Source organism: uncultured Mucilaginibacter sp. (assembly GCF_913773635.1).
Lineage (GTDB): Bacteria > Bacteroidota > Bacteroidia > Sphingobacteriales > Sphingobacteriaceae > Mucilaginibacter.
The window spans coordinates 59,362-73,738 of record NZ_CAJYGQ010000003.1; the positions used below are offsets into that span (position 1 = coordinate 59,362).

At 41.4% G+C, this 14,377-nt stretch carries 13 protein-coding genes; 1 reads left to right on the forward strand and 12 read right to left on the reverse strand.

Annotation, left to right across the window (positions count from 1 at the left end; genetic code table 11):
- Positions 1–383 precede the first annotated feature (383 nt).
- A complete protein-coding gene (locus tag QZ407_RS01625) occupies positions 384–1,853 on the reverse strand; it encodes a S41 family peptidase (RefSeq protein ID WP_295767316.1) in 1,470 nt (489 codons plus the stop codon).
- Between the two features lie 259 nt (positions 1,854–2,112).
- On the opposite strand from QZ407_RS01625, the gene QZ407_RS01630 reads away from it, so the two are divergent.
- A complete protein-coding gene (locus tag QZ407_RS01630; protein ID WP_295767317.1) occupies positions 2,113–3,219 on the forward strand; it encodes a glycoside hydrolase family 88 protein in 1,107 nt (368 codons plus the stop codon).
- A 146-nt stretch (positions 3,220–3,365) separates the two neighbouring features.
- Here the strand turns inward: QZ407_RS01630 and QZ407_RS01635 are convergent, their stop codons facing one another.
- The 11 genes from QZ407_RS01635 to tilS form a co-directional block, all read right to left on the reverse strand.
- Positions 3,366–4,181, reverse strand: coding sequence for a DUF475 domain-containing protein (locus QZ407_RS01635; RefSeq protein WP_295767318.1), 816 nt, complete (start codon positions 4,179–4,181; stop codon positions 3,366–3,368).
- Between the two features lie 116 nt (positions 4,182–4,297).
- Positions 4,298–5,920: an ATP-dependent DNA ligase gene (locus QZ407_RS01640; protein ID WP_295767319.1), complete on the reverse strand. Its 1,623-nt coding sequence runs from the start codon at positions 5,918–5,920 to the stop codon at positions 4,298–4,300.
- Positions 5,917–6,993, reverse strand: coding sequence for a ligase-associated DNA damage response exonuclease (locus tag QZ407_RS01645; RefSeq protein ID WP_295767320.1), 1,077 nt, complete (start codon positions 6,991–6,993; stop codon positions 5,917–5,919). The genes QZ407_RS01640 and QZ407_RS01645 overlap by 4 nt, the downstream gene beginning before the upstream one ends.
- A gap of 78 nt (positions 6,994–7,071) precedes the next feature.
- Positions 7,072–7,707, reverse strand: a complete 636-nt coding sequence (locus QZ407_RS01650) for a carotenoid biosynthesis protein (RefSeq protein WP_295767321.1) — start codon at positions 7,705–7,707, stop codon at positions 7,072–7,074.
- The gene (locus QZ407_RS01655) at positions 7,704–8,792 is read right to left on the reverse strand and encodes a glycosyltransferase family 2 protein (protein ID WP_295767322.1); all 1,089 of its coding nucleotides are present in this window, start codon (positions 8,790–8,792) and stop codon (positions 7,704–7,706) included. Before QZ407_RS01655 ends, QZ407_RS01650 begins: the two co-directional genes overlap by 4 nt.
- Before the next feature lies 1 nt (position 8,793).
- Complete coding sequence (locus QZ407_RS01660) at positions 8,794–9,414, reverse strand: 1-acyl-sn-glycerol-3-phosphate acyltransferase (protein WP_295767323.1); 621 nt, start codon at positions 9,412–9,414, stop codon at positions 8,794–8,796.
- A gap of 75 nt (positions 9,415–9,489) precedes the next feature.
- Entirely contained in the window at positions 9,490–10,113 is a 624-nt protein-coding gene (locus QZ407_RS01665) for a lysophospholipid acyltransferase family protein (RefSeq protein WP_295767324.1), read from the reverse strand.
- The gene (locus QZ407_RS01670) at positions 10,110–10,928 is read right to left on the reverse strand and encodes an alpha/beta hydrolase (RefSeq protein WP_295767325.1); all 819 of its coding nucleotides are present in this window, start codon (positions 10,926–10,928) and stop codon (positions 10,110–10,112) included. Before QZ407_RS01670 ends, QZ407_RS01665 begins: the two co-directional genes overlap by 4 nt.
- 91 nt (positions 10,929–11,019) lie before the next feature.
- The gene (gene crtD, locus QZ407_RS01675; RefSeq protein ID WP_295767326.1) at positions 11,020–12,528 is read right to left on the reverse strand and encodes a 1-hydroxycarotenoid 3,4-desaturase CrtD; all 1,509 of its coding nucleotides are present in this window, start codon (positions 12,526–12,528) and stop codon (positions 11,020–11,022) included.
- On the reverse strand, positions 12,500–12,997 hold the full coding sequence (locus tag QZ407_RS01680) for a hypothetical protein (RefSeq protein ID WP_295767327.1): 498 nt from the start codon (positions 12,995–12,997) through the stop codon (positions 12,500–12,502). Before QZ407_RS01680 ends, crtD begins: the two co-directional genes overlap by 29 nt.
- Before the next feature lie 6 nt (positions 12,998–13,003).
- Complete coding sequence (tilS, locus tag QZ407_RS01685; RefSeq protein ID WP_295767328.1) at positions 13,004–14,365, reverse strand: tRNA lysidine(34) synthetase TilS; 1,362 nt, start codon at positions 14,363–14,365, stop codon at positions 13,004–13,006.
- Between the last annotated feature and the right edge of the window lie 12 nt (positions 14,366–14,377).

A 14,377-nucleotide genomic window follows, 5' to 3' on the forward strand; every position in this document is an offset into this window, starting at 1 on the left:
TAAAAACTATAAAATTTAGGTATTTTAAGTTACTTGTCAAGGTCAAAATAGGTTATCGTCTGAGGGAGCAATTACCGGGCAAGAATCAATGATATCAAACTGACTTTAAATGAGTGATTAAATCGATTTATTGCTCAAGGTTGGGTTTGGCGATACACGTTAAATATTCGTCGGGGGTACAAAAAACGCAGCCTTCTTATATGAAGGCTGCGTTTTTTAGTGAAAAACTCAACGACAAATTCTCCAAACCATTAAATTCATGTCAGTTACACTATGCATGATATGGCTTGATTCTATAAAACGGTAATCAATAATCTGAAATCTACTTATCATCATTCGTAAAGCAATCACCATAATTGCAGTTTAGCCTTACTTTTAGAACCTTAGTTTTTCAGCCAGGTGACTGCTGCATCAAGTACTTTATCTGTTTGCTTATCTTCACCAGCCGCAACCTTTACATCAGGCTGAATGTTCAATAGATAATTCTTTCCGTTTCTATCAGCGGCATAGCCAGTGGCTAAATATAAATAAGCTCCGGTTGATAACTTGATGCTTTGGTTAGTCGTCATATAGCCGGCTGAAGGCTCGCCAAATAGCTTGGTACTGGGTTTGCCTATTAAGCTTAGTGTGGCCATCTCGCCGCTGCTGCCTGTGTTTGGCCCTATTAATACTGCAACTTTAGTATCTTGTTTACGTAAGGTATATGATCTTTTTGCAGCAACCTGTTTACGACCGCCAACATCGAAACGTCCATTATAATACGTCCATTCATTTTTCGCACTAGCTTTGCTATCTGGATACACAAAGTAGCCCACCGTACCCTCACCTATTAATGGTCCTAAGCCGGCAATCATTGGAGCCATGTTGCCGCCACCGTTTTTACGCATATCAACCACCCACCCTTTAATGTCATTTTTGGTGTCTATTTCTGAGATGATATCTTGTATGCGAGTGGCAAAGTTTACGCTTGCCGTATCATTTATTGATCCAAATCCAGGTATATTGATATAACCAATGTCGCCTTTTAGCAGTTTGCCTTGCGGCTGCTGAACGACATTTTTGGCTGTGGCGTAATTTTGTGCACTGGTTTTAGTCTTGTAATTCGAATGTTTGTCACCTGCCAAACGGAGTCTCGATATAAGAAAGTCTAATATAAGCGGACTTTCTTTCATAGTAAGTCCACTGGTAGTCAAATATGCAATGCCTTGATCAACAGCCTGCCAGTTTAATGAATCGGCATAAATGGCACGTTTTTTTATAAGGTTGGTAATCTCTTGTGAAAACTTGGTTAGTTCTTTAGATGGTTTAACACCTGCTTCAGGTAGTTCCTGTACAGAATAATCATCCAACCAAACCGTACCGTTTCCGATTAAATAGGCACCTACTGTTATTTTCTTTGCGTTTGTATCTGCCAAAAACTTTAGCGTTAGTTGTTTCCAATCATTTGTGCCGCTTAAGCCCGCATCCTGCATTTGAGAGGTTCTAATGCTAATAATTCTATTTTTACTGTCCCTAACCTGGCAAAAAAGCTGAACACTACCGCTTACATCTTTGGTTTTAACATAACAGCTTAGCAAAATTTGCTTTAATTGATTAGCATTAATAACGGTGTTTTGCATTATTGACTGCCGTCCCCGTAAGCTTTCTTTACCGCTGATTCTTAAAGATTTAGCGCCGGTGTTGTGTTCTTCAGAAGTTACCTTCACACTGTAACCTTGCTCCAAATTAACATCCCAAAACATTGGCTGAATATTCAGCGTGTCAGAAACGGTCTCAAAGCTGGGATTAGATAGTTGAGCGTAAGTCACAATAACATTAAAGCAGAAAAATATAAAGACGGAAAATTGCTTCATTTAGTAAAGTTAATATAAGTCTTGTAACGCAGCACAAATGTATCAGCGTTATTCTTTTACCATGTGAGGAGATAGCTTCCTGGAGTTCAATTTTAAGGCTGATACGAATCGACAATCAATTGATACAAAAAATAAGAGCCGGTTGAGTTACTTTGGTTTAAATAACCAATTAGTTGATAGGATGAGTTGTGTTAATAATATGTGCGCGTGTTGTACCATATCAACAGCTTCATTGCATCAACGTTTAATTACCTGCATCATGTTTATAAGAAATGCTGTTGTTGTGCTTTTTTTATTATCAGCACAATTTGGGTTTAGCCAAACCAAAGAATTAAAAAATTTTCCCAAAGGATACGAGCCCGAAACGGTTGGCAAAAAGCTAGCTGAACGCTTTGTAGTAGGTAAGCATGCTCTACATATGGGCAAATGGATTGGGTATCCCGAAGTTTTTAACTGGATGGGTGCTTTGAAATTTGCAGCACTTACAAAAGATGATGTATTGATAAAAAAGCTGCAGGATAGATTTGAGCCGCTATTTACCACTGAAAAGCAGCTGCTACCCATCATGAATCATGTTGACGTGAATATGTTTGGCAGTTTACCATTTGAACTCTACAAAATTACCAAAGACAAGCGCTACCTCGAACTTGCGCTTCCATATGCTGGTACACAATGGTCGGTACCGGAAAGCGCTTCGCCGCAGGAGAAAGCCTGGGCCGATAAAGGATATTCCTGGCAAACCCGCCTGTGGATTGACGATATGTACATGATTACCATTGTGCAAACACAAGCTTATAGGCAAACAGGTGATAAGAAATACATTGACAGGGCCGCCAAACAGATGGTTTTATATCTTGATTCGTTGCAAAAACCCAATGGTCTTTTCTATCATGCACCTGACGTTCCATTTTATTGGGGACGGGGTAACGGCTGGATGGCCGCCGGTATGACAGAGCTTTTGCATGATTTGCCTAAAAACAGCCAGTATCGTCCGCGTATATTAAAGGGTTACCGTACTATGATGCAAAGCCTTAAAAACTACCAAGCAAAGTCGGGCATGTGGAACCAGTTAATTGATGAGCCAACATTTTGGCCCGAAACATCTGGCACCGCAATGTTTGCATTTGCTATGATAACTGGTGTAAAACAAGGCTGGTTGAATGAAAAGGAGTATGGTCCGGTTGCACGTAAAGCCTGGATGGCTATGGTACCTTATGTAAATGAAAGTGGCAATGTTAGCGAAGTGTGCGTTGGAACCAATAAGAAAAACGATAAGCAATATTATTTTGACAGGCCAAGACATACGGGAGATTATCATGGTCAGGCGCCATACTTATGGTGTACAGTTGCATTGCTAGAGAAGTAAGATACTTATAATTGGAGGATAAATAAGATGATGATGAAGGCTGAATGAAACCCTCGTTCATCAAAAAAATAACTTCAATAATATTCATATTAACAACAAAGCCCGATGTGTAGTCACGTCGGGCTTTGTTGTTATTTTAGTAGAGTTTAACTTTTATCTAAAACATCATCTGCTTTTTCTGATACTTCAGGTTCCACTACATGCCTTTTTGGAAAATTAAACAATAATGAGCTGAGCACAGGTAGTATAAAGATGGCAACAGTAAAGATGGATACGAACAAATCCATTTTCTCTCCTTCAATAAACCTGGCTATTTCACTCTCGGGTGCAAAATGTGTGTATACTGATGATGATAGTTTGATGCCTAAAACGCCAATCACAATAAAAGCAATGGTTTCCAAAAAGGTAAATTTTTCCATTAATTTAACAAAGGCCTGTGCTACAAAGCGCATGGCCAGTATGCCTATGAAAACACCTACGTAAATCAAAAACACATGATCGGTAAAGGCAACTGCCGCAAAAACGTTGTCAATAGAAAAAGCAAGGTCCATTACCTCAACCAAGGCAACAGTAGCCCAAAAGTTACCAACAAGGCCCACGGTTGATTTATAAATCCAGCTCTCATTTTTGTTTACCGATTCATCTTCTTCATCTTTATTGCTAGCCTTGCCTTTAAAGTAATCAAATGCAAGGTAAAGCAGGTATAAGCCCCCCAAAGGTTTAAGCCACCATATTTTTACCAGCCAGGCTGCTAAAAACAAACATATACCCCTAAATACGTAAGCACCTATAATACCGTAGCGCAAAGCTTTCTCGCGTTGTTCTTTAGGTAAATCAAGTACCATAGTTGCCAGTACTGCAGCGTTATCTACAGAAAGTAAACTTTCAATAACTATAAGGTTTAAAATAATGAGCAGGCCGGCTTGTATGTCATCGCCCAATAAAGTGTGTAATATATCCATATGTGTGTTTAGTGGCTTAAAAATATAAAATCTATATTACTATATGCTCAAGCAATTCTGATTTATGATGAATAAACAGGCTTTTAAGTTCAGTACACTTTCAAATAAATTCAAATTTATTCGTTATCGTTAAGCAGGGCTTTGAGTGTTTCAATGGTATCTGCCTCTTCTTTTGGCTTATCATGTCGCCAGCGCAATATGCGTGGAAACCTCAGCGCTACTCCCGATTTATGCCGTGTTGACTTGTTAATTCCTTCAAAGCCAATTTCAAACACCAATTGTGGCTTAACGGTACGTACCGGGCCAAACTTTTCAAGTGTGTTACGTTTTACAAAGGCATCAACCTTATTTATTTCTGCATCAGTTAACCCGGAGTATGCTTTAGCAAATGGGACAAGCTTATCGCCGTCCCAAACGGCAAACGTATAATCGGTATACAGGTCAGCCCGTCGCCCGTGTCCTTTTTGCGCATAAATCATTACGGCATCAACAGATAACGGATCAATTTTCCATTTCCACCAATCGCCTCGCCTGCGCCCAACCTGGTAGTGTGCATCCTTGCGTTTGAGCATAATACCTTCGGCTATCATAGCGCGGGATTGCTCACGTATTTCACTCAACTCCTGCCAGCTACTAAAATTAATAAGTGCCGATATATTGAAGACAGTTTGGAAAGATGAAGCTGCTTGTAGTTGCTGAAGTAACTGCCGGCGCTCTGTTTGCGTTTTGCTTCTGATATCCTCGCCATTGAACTCAAGGCAATCATATGCTATAAGCGCAACCGGACTATCCTCCAGTATCTTCTTGCTAAGCGTTTTGCGGCCAATACGTGTTTGTAAAATAGCAAATGGTAACGGCAAACCATTCCTGAATGATAGTATTTCGCCATCAATAACGGTTCCGTCAGGCAATTCGTTTAAAAAAGGATGCAGCTCCGGAAATTTGTCTGTTGCCAGGTCTTCGCCGCGGCTCCATATAAAAATTTCTCCTTTGCGTTTTATAAGTTGTGCCCGTATACCGTCCCATTTCCACTCGGCCTGCCACACACTGGCATCACCAAGCAGGTCTTGCATAGCATCCGGTGTTTTTTGCTTTTCAGATGTTTCCTGCACCGGATACGCTAAAAAGAATGGGTAAGGGCGCGATACATCTTCCAAAGCGGTATCAGCATGTGAAAGTTCGGCAAACTGGTAAGTTTCGGCCGTCCAGTTGCCCATAAGCCTATGGGTAAGCGTAGCTGCATCAAGTTCGGCAACATCAGCCAAAGCCTTTATTACCAAATTTTGGGAAACACCTACTCTGAAGCTTCCCATCAATATTTTGTTAAACACAAAACGCTCCTGTGCGCTCAGCTCGGCCCATGATTGCAGCAGCCAGGCATGTTTTTCTTCTTCAGTTTTAGTTGTCAAAGAGTTAATGTCGGCAATCCATTCGGTTAGGGTTTTACTGCTGGTGTTCTTATGATCTGGCAACAGCAAGGCAACGGTTTCAGATAAATCTCCTACCACATGGTAGCTTTCTTCAAACAGCCATGCAGGTATTCCTGATGCCTCAATAGCCCAAAGCCTGAACTGGGTAGAGTTTATTTGCCGTTTAGGCCTGCGGCCGGTAAATAAGGCCAGCATGTGCATTTTATCAGTATCTGGCACACAGGCAAAGTATTCTTTTAAAACCTTAACCTTTTCGTTGGTTTTGTTGGTTTCATCTAACGAAGTGAAAAGTTGAGCAAATGACTTCATGCCTCGCCTCCTTCATTTGCCATACTTTCTGCAGGCTCTTGCGAGTTATTATCAGCTATTTTGGTTTCTGTGGTTTGTGCAGGCGCATCATCTTCATCGGTGCCATATAATGTATGCACCTCATGCGCATCAAAACCAATTTCGCTTAAGTATTTCGAAAAAGTGGCCGTTGACCCATGAGTTAAGTAAACAGATTCGCAGCGTGTAGCATCTATGGCGCTTATCAACCCGGTCCAGTCGGCGTGGTCTGATAGTACAAAGCCGCGGTCGGCAGCCCGGCGACGTTTAGCGCCCCGTATGGTCATCCACCCCGAGCAATACCCAAAGCTGTATGGAGCAAACTTACGCATCCATGGCGTACCTACTGATGATGGCGGAGCTATGATGATACCCTTTCTTACCTCTTCTTTTACCGATTCCTGGGTAATACGGTGCGTTGGGTTAAGCACAATTCCGTTTCTGCGTAAAGCCTCATTGGTGTTTTCAATAACCCCGTGAGTATAAACATTGCCAATATCAAGATTAAGGTTTTGGAGTATGCGTTGCGCCTTACCTAGCGAGTAGCCTACAATAACAGTAGCAAGGTTATTTTGAACATTATTTTGCCACCACGAGTTTACTTCGGCAAATACCTCCGGCTGAGGCTTCCACTTGTAAACAGGCATACCAAAGGTACACTCAGAAATGAAGTGATGACATTGCACAGGCTCAAAAGGTGTGCATACACCATCATCTTCTACCTTATAATCACCCGATACTACCCAAATTTCGCCTTTATGCTCAATTTTAATTTGTGCCGACCCGATAACATGTCCGGCCGGAAATAAGGTAATTGCTACGCCGTTTTTAAAGACGGTTTCCCCGTACTCAACTGTTTGCAGCGTAATATCGCCCAGGCGATATAAGAGCACCTCGCGCGATAGATGGTGTGCGAGATAACGCTTATGCCCGGTGTAAGCATGGTCGGCATGGGCATGGGTAATTACAGCATCGTCTACAGGCAGCCACGGATCTACATAGAACCTTCCGGCAGCACAGTAAATACCTTTATCTGTAAACTCAAGTAATGGCATAGCGTAAATACAACACGTTACCGTTGAGTTAGTTTGATGCCGGTGTTTTTGACGATGAGCTATTGCTTATTGAAAAAGCTATGCAAGCTGTAGCAAGGCAAAGAAAATAAATTGTACAACTAATAAGGCTGGAGCCGTAATGTTCTGATGTTTAAATTTGAAAAGCTCAAATATACCCAGGAATAAGGCGCTTACTCCAAACCACCCTAAATAGTTTTTTAATGGCGGGTTAAGATCTACCCAGCTCCAGTAATCAAATTTAATAGCTACGGGTTCAATGAGCAGGTCTAAACATACAAGTACAATTGCACCAATGAGCATACGTAAAGCCACGGTAGGAATTTTTAAATGCTTTAGTATAACCCCGGTTGCATAAATCAGCAAAAACCAGTTTACGCCAATCATTAACGGTATGTCGAAAACCTTAGTGCCTAAGGTTTGACCATAATCATAGTCTCCGAAAATAATATTGGTGTGTACGCCAATCCACTCGGCAGTAAAGCCACCTGTAGATATGAGCGCGGCAAAAGCCCAGAATTTGCCGTCGCGCCAATTTTCATGGTTAATGATTACTACAGCCAGCATAAGTAGCAAATGGAACGGCACAAGCCGCAGAAACATAGATCTGAACGGGATAATAAAAAAACCAAGTGAGCCTACCGCATGAAATAATATGATTACAGCAACCGAAGCCGAGCTTTTACTCATTTTCATACATTGCGGCCTTTCCAAACTGTTTTTCGGGTTAAATGAGTTTGTATGGCATTAATGCCTATGATGAGCAGCGTTAACATTTGAATAGGGTGGAGCAATATGTTGTAAATGGCATTCTGACCGGATGATAAGGAGATCATCATGCGGCTCAAAATGATTAAGCCGCACATAAAAATAATCAATGGCAGGTTAAGGGTTGATATTATTACCAAAGGACCACCAATTACGAATAGCAAGTAGAATATAAAACCTATAATACTGTAATTAAACGGGGCCAGGAAGTTTTTGCTGAAGCCTTTAACCGCATCAGTATAATTAGTATACATACGGCAGGTGATCAGGCCGTTTGCCAGCAAACTCTCGCCTTTGTATTTGGCAGCCTTAATGTACTTCATTAATTCAACGTCTTCTACTACGCGGTCTTTTACAACTTCATGCCATTGGTTTTGGCGGTATGTATCAGCATTAAACATCATAAATTGTCCGCTTGCGGCTGCAAACGACGGGTTTTTTGATATATAAATTAAACGTACCGGCAACAGGTTAAGCAGCAAATAATGCATTAACGGGACCGTGCAATATTCACCAAGTGATAGCATCTCCTGGTTAGTAAACAGGCTGAATAGAGCAAGGTTCTTAGCTTTTATCCTGTGAACGGCGCTGTTTATTAAATCGTCATATACCTTTTCATCAGCATCTAAAAAAAGCAAAAAGCGGCCGCGGGCCAATTTTGCTAACTGGTGGCATGCAAAGTTTTTTCCTAACCAACCCTGTGGTAAAGCTCGCCCTTTTACTACCCTGAATTTTGGGTGATTGGCTGCAAACTGCTCGCATAGCTCAAAAGTACGGTCGGTGGAGTCATCATCCAAAACAATCACTTCGTAGTTGGTATACTCCTGCTGCTCAATTGATTTTAATAGCGTAATAATGTTGTTTTCTTCGTTCCGGGCAGGTATCAAAATTGAGACAAGGTCGGTTTGTAAACGGTTTACGCGCCTGAGTTTAGGATCGGAAATAAAATTGAACAAGGTAACAACAAAGCGCAGTATCAAAAAGATGAAGATGATGGAAAGAACAATAATCACTTTATACTATAATTTGAGTTTGTTGCGCTTTAGCCTGCTGATAATGTTGTTGAAATACTTGTTTTAAGTCATCAATCTGGTCAATATCTTCGTCATGGCGTTGAACATAAACGTTTACAGATGGCTTTTTGTGCGAAAAATATTCAATAAATGTTGCAGCAAACACATACTGAAACTTACCTGCTGCCTGCTTTATTACCCGGCCTAAGCCCCGTTCAAAGTGAATATCATCTACAAAGTTTGAGTAAAGCCTTGCCTGCGGAAATACCAGTACAAGGTTGCCGGGATCATTTAGCAAGTCGGCTGTAAATTGCAGCGACTCCAGCATTGACCTGGAGTTTTTAACAACTGAAAATGCACCCATGTACTTTAAAAAGAAAACCTTTTTTACCGTATCCTCCAGTATCATGATGTGAAACTTTTTTTTGATGAGGAGGTGATTAAGCCAGTACAGCAAAAAACCGTCCCACCAACCAAAGTGATTTGCAAGCAAAAGCACCGATTTGTTGGCATCAATACTAACCTCGTTAAAGTTGAATGCATTAAAGTTACGGCTAATGATATGCCCAATATAACGGTGAAAAAAACCGGTTATTAATTTGTTTTTCTTAGGATATATCATGGTTGCGGCAATATAGCAACGCCATGCAGCATATCAAACTTATGCATGGTTTTTATATGCAATATGATTGCCGTACTAATGCGCTACATTTATTTGATTAGCTAAAGCCTGTTTATGAAAAGCATTGATGTTTTCAACCAATTGATTAAACGGTACTTCGCCGGCAACACCGCAATCAAACAGGTGTATAAAGGCTGATGGTTTCAAACTTTCAAAATAATCAATAAGCACGCAGGAGTATACAATTTGACATGGACCTTTAACATGCTTTATCAAACGTTCAATCCCCTTTTCAATTGAAATGCTTGTGGCATGATTAGATACAAGCTCGCCTTGTGGAAATACCACCACCAGGTTTTCGGGCGTGTTCAGTAAATCGGCAGCATAGTGTAATGATTTAAGCATTTCACGGGTGCCTTTCTCAATGGAAAAACCACCAAAAAAATTAAAGAGCATCCGTTTCTCTAAATGATCATGCTGCATCATAATGTACAGCTTACGTTTGAGGTGATAGTACGCCAGGTAGTTGCCAAAAAAGCCATCCCACCAGCTAAAGTGGTTGCATAGCAGTAAAACAGAGTGGCCGGGCTTGGGCTCAAACGGTAAAACCACCACCCGGTTAAATGCCTTGTGCATACGGTAACGCATATACCTGGCAAACCAGTTGCTGAATAAATTTACGCGCCTTGCAGGTATCATAATTTGTAATTTACCAGATATTCGTCTAATTGAGAGGTAACCAGCCAGTGGCCCAACGGCACCTCGTGCACCAAAGGGTTGTTTAGCCTTTGTATAAAGTTAGCCGCCGAACTTTTCGGAAACAACATATCGTGCTTGCCAAATATCAGGTGGCACTTTATATTATGCCGGTTAATTTCATCTGTAACTTTAACTATGTTAGGCTGCAACTGTTTTATAAGGTTTAGCGTGTAATATACATCAAGCCTTTTTTGGGGCGTATCCATTTCACTATAGGCTATCTTATAAAGGCTGTCATCTATAAAACGTATCCTGCGTAAACTTTTAAGTACTCCCGGTGCCAGCCAGTTGCTTTTAGTTACCGTTTTAAACAGGAGCTTCCCTGCCGCGTTATGCATCAAAAAATTAAATCCCTTGTATACCGAAAGGCCGTCAGGAGCCATCAGTATTACTTCATCAATCCATTCTGCAAACTCTTCAATAAGCACCAATGCCAAATTAGCGCCTATGGAGTAGGCCATAAGGCTTATACGCTGGGTACCATGTTGTTTAAACCACTCCTCAAGATAGGCGCGCATCATGGCTTTGGGCATACCCGCCAAAATTTGCTGTTCGCTCCAACCGCTTATTTGGGTTTTACCATGAAAAAAATGATCGAAGCTATAAACACGGTAGTCGGTTAAAATTGATTTTTGTAGCACTTCGAACTGCCGTCCGGTCATGCCATAGCCATGAAAAGCCAGCATTGGTTTGGCTCCGGTGCCGTACTCGTGGTAATGAACTTGCCCTAATCCAGGTAGATTTAAAAATGCCATAAACAGGCAATATTAAATATAATTTTGGATTTTGCTGGTTGTTTGTCTTTCGGTTACTGGTTAAAGCAATTCAATAACTTGTAAGTGGACCTTAATTTACCCATTCACTTACAATTTTTGCGGATAGCAAGGCCAGGGGTATACCACCGCCCGGGTGCACGCTGCCTCCGCAAAAATACAGGTTGCTTATTTTAGATGAACGATTGGCATGACGCAAAAAAGCAGCGAAGCGGTTATTAGAGCTGGTGCCATATAAAGAGCCTTGATAAGAAGATGTGCGGCTTTCAATAAGCCGTGGATCAAGTATGCTTTCGGTGGCAATAAGCTCTTCAATATTCTGGCCCAATTGTGTTGATAGTTTTCGTACGATGTTGCTGCGCGCCTCAGCAATAAGCTTATCCCAATCCTGGCCCGTATTAGCCGGCACATTGATCATCACAAACCAGTTTTCGCATCCTGCCGGTGCATCAACGGTTTCATACTTTGAACTGATGTTAACGTAAACGGTAGGATCATTACAAATGGTTTGTTGTTTCCATATGGCATCAAATTCGGCTTTGTAATTGGCACTGAAAAAAATGTTATGCAAATCAAGCTGCTCAAAATTCTTTTGAATGCCCCAATAAAAAATCAAGGCCGAGCTGCTGCGTTCCTGACTTAAAATATTTGATGGAAACAGCTGAGGGTGTTGTTTAAGCAACTTACGGTAGGTAAACCAAACATCCATGTTTGATATCACTATATTTGCGGCAACAAAGCTGCCATTTATAATTACGCCTGTTGCTTTATTGTTCTTAAGTACAATCTCATCAACAGGAGAGTTGTAGTTGAATTGAACGCCAAGGTCCAGAGCCAATTTCACAAGGCTTGCCGTAATACTGTACATGCCACCCTTTGGAAAGTAGGCACCAAAATGCTGTTCTAAGTGCGGAATTACGTTTAGCGTAGCGGGTGCCTCGTAAGGGTTTGAACCATTATAAGTTGCGTAGCGGTTGTAAAATTGCACCATCCGCTCGTCATTAAAAAAATGCTCGTTGGCTTTGCTCATACTGCGCAGCGCATCTATTTGAAACAGCCTTAAAATTGATTGAAGTGTTTTGCTGTTGAGATAGGTTTGCAAACGGTGCAACGACTGCTCGAGAAAAACATGATTTGTAACCTTGTATATACGCGCACTGTTACGGTTGTAGCGGTACACGGCTTCTTTAGGCTCACCGGTTTTTTGATTTATCTCGGCAGCAAACTTATCCTGATCGGCATATGCGTTAATATGCGTGCCATCGGGGTAAAAGTAACGGCAAACAGCATCAAGCTTTTGGTACGTGAAGTAATTGGCCGGGTTTTTACCTGCCAGTTTAAAAAGCTCATCAACATATTGTGGCATAGTGAACAAGCTTGGCCCGGCATCAAAGCGGTAGCCATTTTGCTCAAACTCCGATAGTTTGCCACCCGCATAGGCATTAGCTTCAAACACCTTTACGTTAAATCCTTTTAAAGCCAGCCTTATAGCCGTGCCAATACCGGCAATGCCCGCACCAATAACTACAGCCTCAGATTTTTGCATGCGCCGTTTACCTTGCCTTTGTTTTGGCCATTTCATTATCAATAGCACGCAAAAAATCATTGCCATGCTGTGAGCCTATTATGTATATAAGCCCATCACGATCGGTTAAGTGGATGGCCTCGCTGCCTGCCGTGTAAAAGCGTATGGTGCCTTTGCTGTGCAGGTTGTAAACCGGGTTGTTAACCAGGTAGCGACTGTACTGGCCCTTTTCGGCCTTAACTATACTGTTGAGGTCTATTTTTACAAGTTTGGTGGTCCATAGGCCGTTAAGCAATATACTGCCGTTTTGTACCCTTGTAGTAAAGTGTACAACAAAGCCTAAAATTACTGATATAATTACGATGGCAAACCCAACCACAACCAGTAAATCGGCATTACGCTCATTGGTATCGGTAAAAAAGAAAATGGCAAAGCACAGCATAGCCAATACCAGTCTAATGCTTACCGGTATCCATTCGCGCCCCAGGTACTGCTTTTCAATATAAACCGGTTTTACTTCTGTCATTTTACTTTATAATAGTTCGAAGATAGCAACTTTTTTAGTTTGAGGCGTTACTTTATAACGGTCGTCAAGCCTGTAACCGACTATCCATATCAAATCGCCGTTGCCGTTAATTAAAACGGGTATAGCCTGTTTTTGATGAAGCGGCACTTTTTGGTTGATGAAAAAATCACTGAGCTTTTTGCGCCCTTTCATACCCAGCGGATAAAAATAATCACCCTCATGCCAGTGTCTTATGATAAGCGGATAAACGAGAAGCCCGGCATCTGTAAGCGTAATGGTTTTACTCAATGGAAATCGATCCTTATAAGTATCGTAAGTAATTTTCACTGTATTTGTATTATAGCTTACTTCCTCATCTTCTTCGTGAATTAACACTAAATCATTTGCCACCTTTTTTTGAGGCGATATAATCAGTTCATTACGATTTAAAATCATAAAGTGAGATGCCGATTCAAAAATGCGCCCGCTATGTTTATCCAATGAACTGATGATGTTATCAACGGCGGTGTCATTAAAGTTGTAATCTTTTAACAAAGCCGATAGCAAAAGCTTTTGAGGTAATAATTGCTTTACAGCATCAATGGCAATATGAACATCTGTTCCGTTTAGTTCATAGTATTGCTTTTTAAAAATATCAACCTGCTGATTAAGCAGCTGTTCTAATTCGCGAAAGTAAGTCACATTGCGCTCAAAGGTTTGTTCGAGGCTGGGGTTGAGTTCCCGCAACTTGGGCACAACCTCATGCCTTATTTTGTTACGGGCATACTTGGTTGATGCGTTTGAACTGTCTTCAACATACTGCAAATCATTTTGCCCAACAAAGGCGGTTATTTCGGCCCGGTTAAGGAATAACATAGGCCTTACCAGGTAATTATTCCGCGGTAAAATTCCATGGAGGCCGGCAATACCGGTACCGCGTGTAAGGTTCAACAATATAGTTTCAATTGTATCGTTTTGGTGGTGTGCCAGCGCAATGGCATCATAGCCAAACTGTTGACGCACTTGCTCAAACCATTGATAACGAAGCTCGCGGGCTGCCATTTGAATAGACAGCTTTTGATGATTGGCGTAGGTCTCCGTATCAAAGTTTACGGTATGAAATTGCACGCCAAGGTGTAACGCCAGCTGCCTGCAAAATTGCTGATCGGCCTCGGCCTCAGCCCCACGCAGTTGAAAATTGCAATGTGCAATAGCAAACGTAAAGCCGGCCTGCTTAAGCATATGTACAAGCAGCACCGAGTCCATACCGCCGCTTACAGCAGCCAGTATACGGCTATTGGCGGTAAAAAGCTGGTTTTGATCAATAAAAGCACATAAACGTTGTACCGGCAGCATAGCCAAAATTATTAATTTAATAAGCGCATCCAAACAGCTAATTTT